The sequence below is a fragment of the Pseudomonas sp. A014 genome, from assembly GCF_052378495.1.
GTDB classification, from domain to species: Bacteria; Pseudomonadota; Gammaproteobacteria; order Pseudomonadales; family Pseudomonadaceae; genus Aquipseudomonas; species Aquipseudomonas machongensis.
Window position 1 is genome coordinate 1878944 of sequence record NZ_CP199001.1, and the last position, 13401, is coordinate 1892344.

The window sequence follows — 13401 nt, forward strand, 5'->3', positions numbered from 1 at the left end:
GGTTTGCCGAACGCGGTCGTTCGGCATTCTCACTTATTTTCCAGGTCCAGGCCACAAGCGTCCCGGCCCAGCCGCAGAGTCGACAGGCGGGCGCCCTTGAGCTTTTCCAATACAGTTAGTGGAGAGATCACCTTGGTAGAGTACGTAGTTTCCCTCGATAAGCTCGGCGTCCATGATGTGGAGCATGTGGGGGGCAAGAACGCATCCCTGGGCGAGATGATCAGTAATCTTGCCGGTGCCGGCGTATCGGTGCCGGGCGGCTTTGCCACTACGGCTCAGGCGTATCGCGACTTTCTCGAACAAAGTGGCCTGAACGACCGCATCCATGCCGCGCTCGACGCGCTGGATGTCGACGATGTCAACGCCTTGGCCAAGACCGGCGCACAGATTCGCCAGTGGGTGATGGAGGCCGATTTCCCGGCACGTCTGGACGCCGAAATCCGCACCGCCTTCGCCGAAATGGCTGCCGGCAACGACAACATGGCCGTGGCCGTGCGCTCTTCGGCGACCGCCGAAGACTTGCCGGATGCTTCGTTCGCCGGCCAGCAGGAAACCTTCCTCAATATCCGTGGCGTCGACAACGTGATCCGCGCGGCCAAGGAAGTGTTCGCCTCGCTGTTCAACGACCGCGCCATTTCCTACCGCGTGCACCAGGGCTTCGACCACAAGCTGGTCGCCCTGTCGGCCGGCGTGCAGCGCATGGTGCGTTCGGAAACCGGCACCGCTGGCGTCATGTTCACCCTCGACACCGAGTCGGGCTTCCGCGATGTGGTGTTCATCACCGGCGCCTACGGCCTGGGTGAAACCGTCGTGCAGGGTGCGGTCAACCCTGACGAATTCTACGTGCACAAGAACACCCTGCAGGCAGGCCGCCCGGCCATCCTGCGCCGCAACCTGGGCAGCAAGGCGATCAAGATGGTCTACGGCGACGAAGCCAAGGCCGGTCGTTCGGTCAAGACCGTCGAGGTCGACCGTGCCGAGCGTGCGCGCTTCTGCCTGAGCGACGCCGAGGTCAACGAACTCGCCAAGCAGGCGATGATCATCGAGCAGCACTACCAGCGCCCGATGGACATCGAATGGGCCAAGGACGGTGACGACGGCAAGCTGTACATCGTGCAGGCTCGCCCCGAGACCGTGAAGAGCCGCGCCAGCGCCAATGTGATGGAGCGCTACCTGCTTAAAGAGAAGGGCACGGTACTGGTCGAAGGCCGCGCCATCGGCCAGCGTATCGGCGCCGGCAAGGTCCGCGTGATCCACGATGTGTCCGAGATGGACAAGGTGCAGCCAGGTGACGTACTGGTTTCCGACATGACCGACCCGGACTGGGAACCGGTCATGAAGCGCGCCAGCGCCATCGTCACCAACCGTGGCGGACGCACCTGCCACGCCGCGATCATCGCCCGTGAGCTGGGTATCCCGGCCGTGGTCGGTTGCGGCAACGCCACCCAGGTGTTGAAAGATGGCCAGGGCGTGACCGTATCCTGCGCCGAAGGCGACACCGGCTTCATTTTCGAGGGCGAGCTGGGCTTCGACGTCAAGCAGAACTCGGTGGATGCCATGCCGGAGCTGCCGTTCAAGATCATGATGAACGTCGGCAACCCCGACCGCGCCTTCGATTTCGCCCAACTGCCCAATGCGGGCGTGGGTCTGGCGCGCCTGGAGTTCATCATCAACCGCATGATCGGCGTGCACCCCAAGGCTCTGCTCAACTACGCCGGCCTGCCGCCTGAGCTGAAAGAGAGCGTCGACAAGCGCATCGCTGGCTACAGCGATCCGGTGGGCTTCTATGTCGAGAAGCTGGTCGAGGGCATCAGCACCCTCGCCGCAGCGTTCTACCCGAAAAAGGTGATCGTGCGCCTGTCGGACTTCAAGTCCAACGAGTACGCCAACCTGATCGGCGGCAAGCTCTACGAGCCTGAAGAAGAAAACCCGATGCTGGGCTTCCGCGGTGCCTCGCGCTATATCAGCGAGTCGTTCCGTGACTGCTTCGAACTCGAGTGCCGCGCCCTCAAGCGCGTGCGCAACGAGATGGGCCTGACCAACGTCGAGATCATGGTGCCGTTCGTGCGCACCCTGGGTGAAGCCAGCCAGGTCGTCGACCTGCTCGCCGAGAATGGCCTGGCTCGCGGCGACAATGGCCTGCGCGTGATCATGATGTGCGAACTGCCGTCCAACGCCATCCTGGCGGAAGAATTCCTCGAATACTTCGACGGCTTCTCGATCGGCTCCAACGACCTGACCCAGCTTACCCTGGGTCTGGACCGCGACTCGGGGATCATCGCCCACCTGTTCGACGAGCGAAATCCTGCGGTCAAGAAGCTGCTGGCCAATGCCATCGCCGCGTGCAACAAGGCCGGCAAGTACATCGGCATCTGCGGCCAGGGCCCATCGGACCACCCTGACCTCGCCAAGTGGCTGATGGAGCAGGGCATCGAGAGCGTCTCGCTGAACCCGGACTCGGTACTCGAGACCTGGTTCTTCCTGGCCGAAGGTCAGGGCGCCGCTTGATGTAACCGGCGCGGGGCGCGTCCTGACGCGCTCCGCGTTTCTGCCTTTTCGCGGGCAAACCCGCTGCCACCGAGCCCTGTGGCAGCGGGTTTGCCCGCGAATGCGCTGCAGACCAGGTTCAGCGTGGCATTTCCCCTTCCTGTTTCCCCTTTTCATTCTGTGAATCCATGCAAAGCAGCAGCACCCTTTTTCCCGTGGCCCTGCTCAGTGCCGAGCGCCGCGGCGACCTCTGTGAAGACGTTTACCGGATCAAGGCGGGCAACAGCCCCGACGCCAGTGTCGAACTGGCCCTGACCCGTCTCGGGCTTGCCGATCAACACTCCACCCCCGGAGTGCCGGTGATTCTCCTGCACGGCAGTTTCTCCAATCGTCGTTTCTGGTATTCGCCCAAGGGCATTGGCCTGGGGGCTTTCCTCGCACGTGCCGGTTTCGACGTGTGGATTCCGGAAATGCGCGGGCATGGCCTGTCGCCGCGCAACCGCCAGTGGCGGCAGAACACCGTGGCCGACTACGTGCGTTTCGACCTGCCGGTGATCGGCGCCTTCGTCCAGGAAATGGCCGGCCAGGCGCCGCACTGGATTGGCCATTCGCTGGGCGGCACCACCTTGGCGGCCGCACTGGGTGGCGGCTACCTGGACAGCGCCTGCGTGGCCAGCGTGGCGTTGTTCGGCACCCAGGTCAGCCGGGTCTACTGGCCGTTGAAAGTGCCGCCAGTGGCGTGGGGTGCGCGCTTGCTGGTCAAGCGTTTTGCCCAGCTCTCCGGCCCCAGGTTGAAGCGTGGGCCGGAGGACGAGCCGATCGGGCTGGCCCTGGAAAGCTTGCGTTGGCATGGCCTGTTCGGCCGTTTCGGGGTCAAGGACCGAGACTGGTGGGCCGGGCTGGCGCAGATGGATGTACCGCTGCTGGCAGTCGCGGGTGCGGCGGATTTCCAGGATCCGGCTTGGGCCTGTCGCAAACTGTTCGAGCAGTGGGGCGATGAACGCAAGCAGTTCCTGCGCCTGGGCCGTGAAGAGGGCTTCGAAGCCTTCGGGCATGTCGACATGCTGGTGAGCAAGGCGGCGCAGACGCAGGTGTGGCCGCTGGTGGCGCGCTGGCTGAGCGACGTTCAGGCGCCGCCCGCCACAATTGAGTAAGCAGGTCATTCGCGGGCAAGTCGTAGCGCCGAACTGACTGCCTGGTCCCGGATGACTGCAACGGCCTTCAGGGTGTAGCCTTGCCCGATACCCGCTTTCGTTGTGACTGACAGGAGCTTCTCATGCAGCATTACGTAACGCCCGACCTGTGCGACGCCTACCCGGACCTGGTCCAGGTGCTGGAGCCGATGTTCAGCAATTTCGGCGGCCGCGATTCCTTCGGCGGCCAGATCGTCACTATCAAGTGCTTCGAGGACAACTCCCTGGTCAAGGAGCAGGTCGAGCTCGACGGCAAGGGCAAGGTCCTGGTGGTCGATGGCGGCGGATCGCTGCGCCGGGCGCTGCTGGGCGACATGCTCGCGGAAAAAGCGGCGAAGAATGGCTGGGAAGGCCTGGTGATCTACGGCTGTGTGCGTGACGTGGATGTGCTGGTGCAGACCGATGTCGGCGTGCAGGCCCTGGCCAGCCATCCGATGAAGACCGACAAGCGCGGCATTGGCGACCTCGACGTCGTGGTCAGCTTTGCCGGCGTCACTTTTCGCCCCGGCGAATACATCTACGCCGACAACAATGGCGTGATCGTCTCGCCAAGCCCCCTGAAAATGCCGGAGTGATGCGCCGCGCGCGCTGATGGAGCATTGATGTTCGAGGAAGACAACGCGCAGTGGGGGCTGGTCCATGCCCTGGTGCTCGACGGCAAGGGAGGCGCGCGCGCCATTGCCCGTACCGAGTTGGACAACCTGCAATTGCAGGCGCAAGAGAGCCTGTGGTTGCACTGGGACCGCAGTCATCCGCAAACCCGCACCTGGCTGCTGCACGACAGCGGCCTGAGCGAGTTCGCCTGCGACCTGCTGCTCGAGGAGAACACTCGCCCACGCCTGCTGCCGTTGGCCAACGAGCAGTTGCTGCTGTTTCTGCGCGGGGTCAACCTCAACCCTGGCGCAGAGCCGGAAGACATGGTCTCGGTGCGCATCTTTGCCGAAGCGCAGCGCGTCATTTCGTTGCGGCTGCGGCCTTTGCGCGCGAGCGATGAAGTCTTGCAGCAACTGGATGAGGGCAGGGGGCCGAAATCGGCCTCCGAACTGCTGCTGCTGATGGGTGAACTGTTGACCGAAAAGGTCCAGGCACTGGTCAGCGACCTGTCCGAAGCGGTCGATCTCGAGGAAGAAAAGGTAGAATCCGACGAACGGTATAGCCCGGCCCAGGGCAGCCTGCAGCAGATTCGTCGTCGTGCCGCCGGCCTGCGTCGCTTCCTGGCGCCGCAGCGTGACATCTATGCTCAGCTTTCGCGCAACAAGTGGAGTTGGTTCGCCGACGCCGATGCCGATTACTGGAACGAGCTGAACAACAGCCTGATCCGTTATCTCGAGGAGCTGGAACTGGCCCGAGAGCGCGCTGCGCTGGTGCTGGAAGGCGAGGACCGGCGGCGCAGCGAGCGGATGAACCGGACCATGTACCGCTTCGGCATCATCACCTGCATCTTCCTGCCGATGAGCTTCATCACCGGCCTGCTCGGCATCAATGTCGGTGGTATTCCAGGGGCCGAGAACCCCTACGGCTTCCTGTTCGCCTGCCTGGTGGTGTTGGGGCTGGCCGCAGGGCAATGGTGGTTGTTGCGCAAGTTGCGCTGGGTCTGAGCGACGATCACGTATGTATTTTGAAACATTCGTCCCACATCGCTGTGTGACCCGTTGGCCAGAGCTCTCGTCTTTGACTGACATCACGCGAGGTGCCCATGCACGATCCGTTTGAAGAATCCCTGCGCGACCTGCTCAAGGCGTCGCCGTCCGGCCATGACCGAGATGACGATGCCTGCCTGGGGCGCGTGCTCAAAACCGCCAACCGTCAGGTTGGCGCGGGCGATCTGTTCAGCCTGCTGGGCCGCTGGAGCCAGGCGCTGCTGATCGCTGTCAACAATGGCTCGGCGCATGTCGCGCCGGTGCGCCGTACCCCTGCCGCTGGCAGACAGAAAGCTGATAAGGCCGATTGAATATGGAACTCGATCTCTGGACCCAGAGCCTGGTCACCGCCATGACTGCCCTTTGGACCAAGGTGGCGAACTTCATCCCCAACCTGTTCGGCGCGCTGGTCGTGGTGCTGCTCGGTTTCGTGGTGGCCAAGCTGCTCGACACACTGCTGTCCAAGCTGCTCGCCAAGTTCGGTCTTGACCGCCTGATGAGCGGGACCGGGCTGACCAAGATGCTCGGCCGAGTCGGTATCCAGGTGCCGATCTCGACCTTGATCGGCAAGATCGTCTACTGGTTCATCCTGCTGATCTTCCTGGTTTCCGCCGCCGAATCGCTGGGCCTGGAGCGGGTTTCCGCCACCCTCGACATGCTTGCCCTCTACCTGCCCAAAGTATTTGGTGCGGCGCTGGTATTGCTGGCCGGTGTACTGCTGGCGCAACTGGTCAACGGCCTGGTGCGCGGCGCTGCCGAAGGCATCGGCCTGGAATACGCAGCGGGCGTCGGGCGCATTGCCCAGGGGCTGGTCATCATCATCGCGATCTCGGTGGCGATCAGCCAGCTTGAGGTCAAGACCGACCTGCTCAACCATGTGATCGTCATCGGACTGATTACCGTTGGTCTGGCCGTGGCCCTGGCAATGGGCCTGGGCAGCCGGGAAATCGCCGGACAGATCCTTGCCGGGATCTACGTGCGCGAGTTGTATCAGGTTGGCCAGCAGGTGCGGATTGGAGAGGTCGAAGGGCATATCGAAGAGATCGGGACGGTCAAGACGACGCTGCTGACCGATGATGGCGAGTTGGTGTCGCTGTCCAATCGGGTGCTGCTCGAGCAGCGCGTCAATAGCCGCTAACCGCACAAAGCTGTTAATGTATGCCGCCGCAAAAATCGGCCCAAGGGCTGAGCGGCGACATTGACCTGACTGTCGGCCAGATCCGTTTTGAATAAAGTCTATTCGCCGCCCATGCGTTACGACCCCCGCGAGCTCACCGACGAGGAGTTGGTGGCGCGTTCGCATGAGGAGCTGTTTCATGTTACCCGCGCCTATGAGGAACTCATGCGGCGCTACCAGCGGACCCTGTTCAACGTCTGTGCACGTTATCTGGGGAACGATCGGGATGCTGACGATGTCTGTCAGGAGGTCATGCTGAAAGTGTTGTACGGCCTGAAGAATTTCGAGGGCAAATCGAAGTTCAAGACCTGGCTCTACAGCATCACCTACAACGAATGCATCACCCAGTACCGCAAGGAGCGTCGCAAGAGAAGGTTGATGGATGCCCTGAGCCTGGACCCCGTCGAAGAGGCGTCCGAGGACAAGGCTCCGAAACCTGAAGAAAAAGGCGGGCTGGATAAATGGCTGGTGTATGTGAACCCGATCGACCGGGAGATTCTGGTGCTACGTTTTGTCGCAGAGCTGGAGTTTCAGGAGATCGCCGACATCATGCACATGGGCCTGAGCGCCACGAAAATGCGTTACAAGCGTGCGCTCGACAAGCTTCGTGAGAAATTTGCGGACTCGGCTGAAACTTAGTCTTATGCAAATGGCTCAAACGAATCGGCAAGGTCTGCTAGACTTGCCGTCGAGTTGTCCCCCCGGATTTTGGTGGGGCTGCTTAACTATCACCAGATGGGGATTTAACGGATGAAATTGAAAAATACCTTGGGCTTGGCCATTGGTTCGCTCGTAGCCGCCACCTCGATTGGCGCTATGGCACAAGGCCAAGGCGCCGTCGAAACCGAGATCTTCTACAAGAAGGAGTTCTTCGACAGCCAGCGCGACTTCAAGAACGACGGCAACCTGTTCGGCGGCTCGATCGGTTACTTCCTGACCGACGACGTTGAACTGCGTCTGGGCTACGACGAAGTTCACAACGCTCGTGGCGACGACGGCAAGAACATCAAGGGCTCGAACACCGCCCTGGATGCCGTTTACCACTTCAACAACCCGTACGACGCTATCCGTCCGTACGTTTCGGCTGGTTTCTCCCACCAGTCGCTGGGCCAGACCGGCCGTGGCGGTCGTGACCACTCCACCTTCGCCAACCTGGGCGCTGGTGCCAAGTGGTACATCACCGACATGTTCTACGCCCGTGCCGGCGTTGAAGCCCAATACAACATCGACAAAGGTGACACCGAGTGGGCACCGAGCGTCGGCGTTGGCCTGAACTTCGGCGGTAGCCCGAAGCAGTCCGCAGCTCCTGCTCCTGCTCCGGTTGCCGAAGTCTGCACCGACAGCGACAACGACGGCGTCTGCGACAACGTCGACAAGTGCCCTGACACCCCGGCCAACGTTACCGTTGACGCCGACGGCTGCCCGGCTGCCGCTGAAAACGTCCGCGTTGAGCTGGACGTGAAGTTCGACTTCGACAAGTCGGTCGTCAAGCCTAACAGCTACGGCGACATCAAGAACCTGGCTGACTTCATGAAGCAGTACCCACAAACCACCACCGTGGTTGAAGGTCACACTGACTCCGTAGGTCCAGACGCTTACAACCAGAAGCTGTCCGAGCGTCGTGCCAATGCTGTCAAGCAGGTTCTGACCCAGCAGTACGGCATCGAATCCAACCGTGTTGACTCGGTTGGCTACGGTGAGACCCGTCCAGTTGCTGACAACGCCACCGAAGCTGGCCGCGCCGTTAACCGTCGCGTAGAAGCTCAGGTAGAAGCTCAGGCCAAGTAATTGGTTTGAAGCTTCACGAAAAACCCGGCCTCGGCCGGGTTTTTCTTTGCCTGGGATTTGGGTGTGCCGCACGGGCGTGCATCTGTGGGAGCGGGCTTGCCCGCGAAGAGGTTCGCTCAGGCTTACCTTTTAAGCAGGATGTACAGCAGCACCAGGTTCAACACCATCGACAACAGCGCCAAGGTTCGCCAGACCTTCAGCGGCTCGCGCTCCAGCAGGGGGCGAGGGCGCATGGCCAACTCCTGGCGGTCACCGCGTTCGAGCAGCAGCAGCCATTGTTCGGCAGTTTCGAAACGTTGTGCAGGGTCCACCGAGACAGCTTTTTCCAGGCTGCGCTGCAACCATTCCGGCAGGTCGGGACGATAGCGCGCAGCATTGACTGGCGCTGCGAAGCGTGGGCGCTGGAACGCCTCGACTTCGCCGTACGGATAGTGCCCGGTCAGCAGGTAGTACAGGGTCACGCCAACGGCATAGAGATCCTGACGGGGTGTCGGCGGCTCACCATCGAAGGCTTCCGGGGCAATGAACGAAGGTGTGCCGGGCAGATCGTGCGGTTGATCCTCTGACAGCCCTGGGCAATACGCCAGGCCGAAATCCAGCAGGCGCAGTTGACCATCTTCACCCAGGTGCAGGTTTTCCGGCTTGATATCGCGGTGCAGCAGGTTGCGCCGGTGCAGCACGCCCACCGCCTGCAGCAACTGGCGCGTCAGTTCCAGCCATTGTGGTAGTGGCAAGGGCCCATGCTCGGCGAACAGGCTGGCAAGCGTCTGACCGGGATATTGGCGCATGAGGTAGTACAGGTGCTGGCGCTGGCTGGCGGCATTCACCTCGGGGAAGTGTCGGCCAGCAACCCGGCGCAGAAACCATTCTTCGAGCAGCAGCCGCTGGGCGGCGCCTTGATCGGTTTCGCGGGCCGGTGGGAGGGTCTTGAGCAACCATGTCTGGCCCTGGGCATCCTTGACCTGGTAGAGCAAGGATTGTCGGCTCTGGGCGAGCAGCCCCTCAACACACCAGCCATCGATGCGCTGGCCCGTACGCAGGGCGGTTGGTATCGGCCATTCCTGCAACTGCGCAAGGGTGTCGCCCAGATTCGCGGAGCCCGGTTGTTCGACCCTGACCAGCAATGCGCTGGCGTTGTCCTGGCTGCCACACAGGTGCGCGGTGGCGACCAGGGTATCGGCGGCCACCTGCAAGTCAGGCTGCTCACGCAGGATCGACAGGATCTGCTGATCGCTCAGGCTTGACCAGACACCATCGCTGAGCAGCACGAAGCACTCGCCTGGCTGCAGTTCACCCTCCCGGTAATCGACCAGCAGGTGTTGGTCCAGACCCAAGGCGCGCTTGAGCACATGATGCATCCCTGGCTGGTCCCAGACATGGTCATCGCTCAGGCACGACAGGCGACCGTCGTGCCAGTGGTAGGCGCGGCAGTCGCCGACATGGGCGAGGGTGAACCGCTTGCCGCGCAGCACCAGGGCGGTCAGCGTGGTCATCAGCGGTTGACCGTTGCCCTGGGCACGCAGCCAGCGGTTCTGCGCCAGCAGCAGCCGATCCAAGGCCTGGGCCACCCCCCAGGTGGCGGGGGTGGAATAGTAGTCCAGTGCCAAGGCCTGCAGGCTGGCCCTGGCGGCCAGGCCACCATCGGCGCACTGGCTGACACCGTCGGCGAGGGCGAACAGGTAGCCCTTGCTGGCGGCCAGCTCTGCGGCCGGGGTGACCAGGCGCAGGGCATCCTGGTTTTCCGGGCGCGGGCCGGTGGCGCTGGCCTGGGCGAACGCCAGTTGCAAGCTCATGCGGTCAGACCCGCGCCGCCGTTACGGCAGCCGAACCCCAGGTGGTGCGCCAGCGACGCTTGACCCCATACAGGCCGAACCAGGCGAGCAACCCCAGGCTGGCGAACAGCCACAGGCCAAGCTGATAGTCGCCGCTGTGCTGCTTGATTGCACCCAGGCCTGCCGCCAGCAGGAAGCCGCCGATACCACCGGCCATGCCGATCAGGCCGGTCATGACCCCGATTTCCTGGCGGAAGCGTTGCGGCACCAATTGGAACACCGCACCGTTGCCAGCGCCCAGGCCAAGCATGGCGCTGACGAACAGGGCCAGGGCTGCCGCGGCGCTGGACAGGTTGAAGCCGACCGCGGCGATGCACACCGCCGCCACACTGTACATCCCGAGCAAGGTGCGGATGCCACCGAAACGGTCGGCGAGGGCCCCGCCCAGCGGGCGCATGAGGCTGCCGGCGAATACGCAGGCCGCCGTGTAGTAGCCGGCGGTGATCGGGCTCAGGCCATACTGGTCGCTGAAGTAGCCCGGCAGGGCGCTGGCCAGGCCGATGAAGCCACCGAAGGTGACGCTGTAGAAGAACATGAACCACCAGCTGTCTCGGTCGCCCAGTGCCTTGAAATAGTCTGCCATCGCCTTGGGCTTGGGGCGCTGTGGGGCGTTGCGTGCCAGCAGGGCAAAGGCCACGAGAGTGATCACCAGCGGGATGACGGCGAAACCGAACACGTTGTTCCAGCCGAAACCTGCGGCCAGCACCGGCGCGAGCAGGGCCGCGAACACCGTTCCGGAATTACCCGCACCGGCGATGCCCATGGCCTTGCCCTGGTGCTGAGGTGGATACCACTGCGACGCCAACGGCAGCGACACGGCGAACGAGGCACCTGCAACGCCGAGGAACACGCCCAGCAGCAGCGCCTGTTCGTAACTGTGGATGCCCATGAACCAGGCGCAGGCCAGGGCGACGATTACCACGACCTGGCCGATCAGCCCGGCAGTCTTGGGAGACAGTCGGTCGACCAGCATGCCCATGATAAAGCGCAATATGGCACCGGCCAGGATCGGTGTTGCGACCATCAGGCCCCGTTGCTGGGCAGTCAGCTGCAGGTCGGCGGAGATCTGCACCGCCAAGGGACCGAGCAGGTACCAGACCATGAAGCTCAGGTCGAAGTAGAGGAAGGCAGCAAACAGCGTAGGCACATGCCCGGATTTCCAGAAGCTCGTATTCATTGAACACCTCGCGCGGCTTGCAACGGTTGTCATGCCCTGCCTGCGCAGGGCGCAAATGAAAAAGACGTCGCTACCCGGTCCATCAGCGTGGAGGGGAGAGCGACGTCTTTGTCGGGATGATGTGGCAACCGCCGTTGGCTACCTGAGCTATTGGCTGAGCAAGAGCCGGGCCAACATCGACTCAGCCAAGCATCTCGGACATGGCGATGATCTGCTCGGCCACCTGAATCAGCTTCTGCTGACGGCTCATGGCCTGGCGACGCATCAGGGTGTAGGCCTGCTCTTCATTGCAGTCCTTCATCTTCATCAGCAGGCCCTTGGCCTGTTCGATGCGCTTGCGTTCGGCCAATTGCTGGTCGCGAGCCAGCAGCTGCGCCTTGAGCGCCTGGTCGCTCTCGAAGCGGGCCATGGCCACGTCGAGGATCGGCTGCAGGCGCGCTGCATGGATGCCTTCGACGATGTAGGCGCTGACGCCGGCCTGGATCGCCTGGCGCATCACCCCCGGATCATGCTCGTCGGTGAACAGCACGATGGGCCGTGGCTGGTCGCGACTGACCAGCACCACCTGTTCCATCACATCTCGACCCGGTGACTCGGTATCGATCAGCACGACATCCGGACGCACCGTTTCGACGCAGGTAGGCAGGTCGATGGTCAGCCCCGGCGCCTCGATCACATCGAAGCCAGTTTCGATCAGGGCGGCCTTGAGGCGACCGACCTTCTTCTCGGTATCATCGATCAGCAGAATACGCAGCATGGTGGCCACCTTCACGAACCAACCCGCATGTGCGGGGCGTCATCCAGGGCGTGCAGGCGGAAACTGCGGGCATAGGCATGGGGGTCGCTGCCGTCCCAGCGGATGCCGTCGATCAGCAGGCTGCTGCGCATCGGCGCATCGGCGCAGGGTACGCCCACGGCCTGGGCTGCTTCACGGTACAGCGCCAGTTGTTGCACACGCGTGGCCACCGCCAGGTAGTCCGGATCCTCGCGCAGCAGGCCCCAGCGTCGGAACTGGGTCATGAACCACATGCCGTCGGACAGATAGGGCAGGTTCGCCCGACCTTGGTCATGCACGCGCAGGGCGTGACGATCCTGCCAGCGGTTGCCCAGCCCGTCGTGGTAGTCGCCGAGCAGGCGCGGTTCGATGTTGCTGGCTGGCGTATCCAGGTAGGCCCTGCCGCTGAGCAGTTGCGCCGTGCCTCGGCGATTTTCCGCGCTTTGCTCGATGAAACGGCTGGCGGCGAGTATCGCCTTGATCAGTGCGCGGGCGCTGTTGGGGTAGTGCTCGACGAAAGCGCGGGTGCTGGCCAGAACCTTTTCTGGATGGTCCGGCCAGATCGATTGACTGGTTGCCAGGGTGAAACCCTGGTTCTGCCCCACGGCGTCTGCCGACCAGGGCTCGCCGGCACAGAAGCCATCAATGCGCCCGGCCTGCAGGTGCGCGACCATCTGTGCCGGTGGCACCACCACGCTGTCGACATCGTGCAACGGGTGGATGCCCTGGCTGGCCAGCCAGTAGTACAGCCACATGGCGTGGGTGCCGGTGGGAAACGTCTGGGCGAAGGTCAGGCGTGCGCCACGCTGGTGCACCAGCCGTGCCAGTGCTTCAGGGCTGGTCACGCCCTTGCGCTGCAGTTCCGGGGAAAGGTTGATGGCCTGGGCATTCTGATTCAGGCCCATGAGCACCGCCATATCATTGGCCACGGCACCGCCCATGCCCAGGTGCATGGCGTAGACCAGCCCGTACAGGCAGTGGGCAGCATCCAGTTCGCCGCTGGCGAGTTTGTCTCGGGTCCCGGCCCAGGAGGCCTGACGCTGCAGATTGAGGGTCAGACCCTGGAGCTGGGCGAAGCCCTGCGTGGCCGCGACCACCACCGAGGCGCAGTCGGTCAGGGCCATGAAACCGATGTTCAGGCTGGGTTTCTCGGGGGCATCGCTGCCGTTGACCCAGGCCAAGGGTGTTGTCGGAGGGGCTGTGTTCACGAAATATCCTCACCCGTACCGATCGGGTTGCCAGCGCTTCGAAGCAACCCATGTGCCAAGGCCCTGTCGCGCGGACGGCGCGCTGGCTATAATCGCATCCCTCACTCACCCCCGAGTCCTGCCT

Annotated in this window: 12 protein-coding genes; 8 read left to right on the plus strand and 4 right to left on the minus strand. The window is 63.0% G+C overall.

What is annotated here, in order from left to right; all coding sequences use genetic code 11:
* The first annotated feature begins 132 nt into the window (after window positions 1-132).
* The 8 genes from ppsA to ACTYOL_RS08830 all read left to right on the plus strand — a co-directional run bounded on the left by ppsA (window position 133) and on the right by ACTYOL_RS08830 (window position 8285).
* Window positions 133-2508, plus strand: coding sequence for a phosphoenolpyruvate synthase (gene ppsA, locus ACTYOL_RS08795; protein WP_054892474.1), 2376 nt, complete (start codon window positions 133-135; stop codon window positions 2506-2508).
* A 167-nt stretch (window positions 2509-2675) separates the two neighbouring features.
* Window positions 2676-3641: an alpha/beta fold hydrolase gene (locus ACTYOL_RS08800; RefSeq protein WP_444757790.1), complete on the plus strand. Its 966-nt coding sequence runs from the start codon at window positions 2676-2678 to the stop codon at window positions 3639-3641.
* Window positions 3642-3763: 122 nt separating this feature from the next.
* Window positions 3764-4255, plus strand: a complete 492-nt coding sequence (gene rraA, locus ACTYOL_RS08805) for a ribonuclease E activity regulator RraA (protein ID WP_054892472.1) — start codon at window positions 3764-3766, stop codon at window positions 4253-4255.
* A gap of 27 nt (window positions 4256-4282) precedes the next feature.
* Entirely contained in the window at window positions 4283-5278 is a 996-nt protein-coding gene (locus tag ACTYOL_RS08810; RefSeq protein WP_444757791.1) for a zinc transporter ZntB, read from the plus strand.
* A 98-nt stretch (window positions 5279-5376) separates the two neighbouring features.
* Window positions 5377-5631, plus strand: coding sequence for a hypothetical protein (locus ACTYOL_RS08815; protein WP_054892470.1), 255 nt, complete (start codon window positions 5377-5379; stop codon window positions 5629-5631).
* Between the two features lie 2 nt (window positions 5632-5633).
* Window positions 5634-6458, plus strand: coding sequence for a mechanosensitive ion channel family protein (locus tag ACTYOL_RS08820; RefSeq protein ID WP_054892469.1), 825 nt, complete (start codon window positions 5634-5636; stop codon window positions 6456-6458).
* Window positions 6459-6569: 111 nt separating this feature from the next.
* On the plus strand, window positions 6570-7136 hold the full coding sequence (gene sigX, locus ACTYOL_RS08825) for an RNA polymerase sigma factor SigX (RefSeq protein WP_054892468.1): 567 nt from the start codon (window positions 6570-6572) through the stop codon (window positions 7134-7136).
* A 111-nt stretch (window positions 7137-7247) separates the two neighbouring features.
* A complete protein-coding gene (locus ACTYOL_RS08830; protein WP_054892467.1) occupies window positions 7248-8285 on the plus strand; it encodes an OmpA family protein in 1038 nt (345 codons plus the stop codon).
* Between the two features lie 122 nt (window positions 8286-8407).
* On the opposite strand, the gene ACTYOL_RS08835 is transcribed toward ACTYOL_RS08830, so the two are convergent.
* The 4 genes from ACTYOL_RS08835 to ACTYOL_RS08850 form a co-directional block, all read right to left on the minus strand.
* Window positions 8408-10078, minus strand: coding sequence for a bifunctional protein-serine/threonine kinase/phosphatase (locus tag ACTYOL_RS08835; protein WP_200603201.1), 1671 nt, complete (start codon window positions 10076-10078; stop codon window positions 8408-8410).
* Window positions 10079-10082: 4 nt separating this feature from the next.
* Window positions 10083-11294, minus strand: coding sequence for a nitrate/nitrite transporter (locus tag ACTYOL_RS08840; protein WP_054892465.1), 1212 nt, complete (start codon window positions 11292-11294; stop codon window positions 10083-10085).
* Window positions 11295-11475: 181 nt separating this feature from the next.
* Window positions 11476-12051 (minus strand): ANTAR domain-containing response regulator, encoded by a 576-nt coding sequence (locus tag ACTYOL_RS08845; protein ID WP_054892484.1) that lies wholly within the window; start codon window positions 12049-12051, stop codon window positions 11476-11478.
* 11 nt (window positions 12052-12062) lie between these two features.
* Entirely contained in the window at window positions 12063-13277 is a 1215-nt protein-coding gene (locus tag ACTYOL_RS08850; protein ID WP_197892499.1) for a CmpA/NrtA family ABC transporter substrate-binding protein, read from the minus strand.
* Window positions 13278-13401 lie beyond the last annotated feature (124 nt).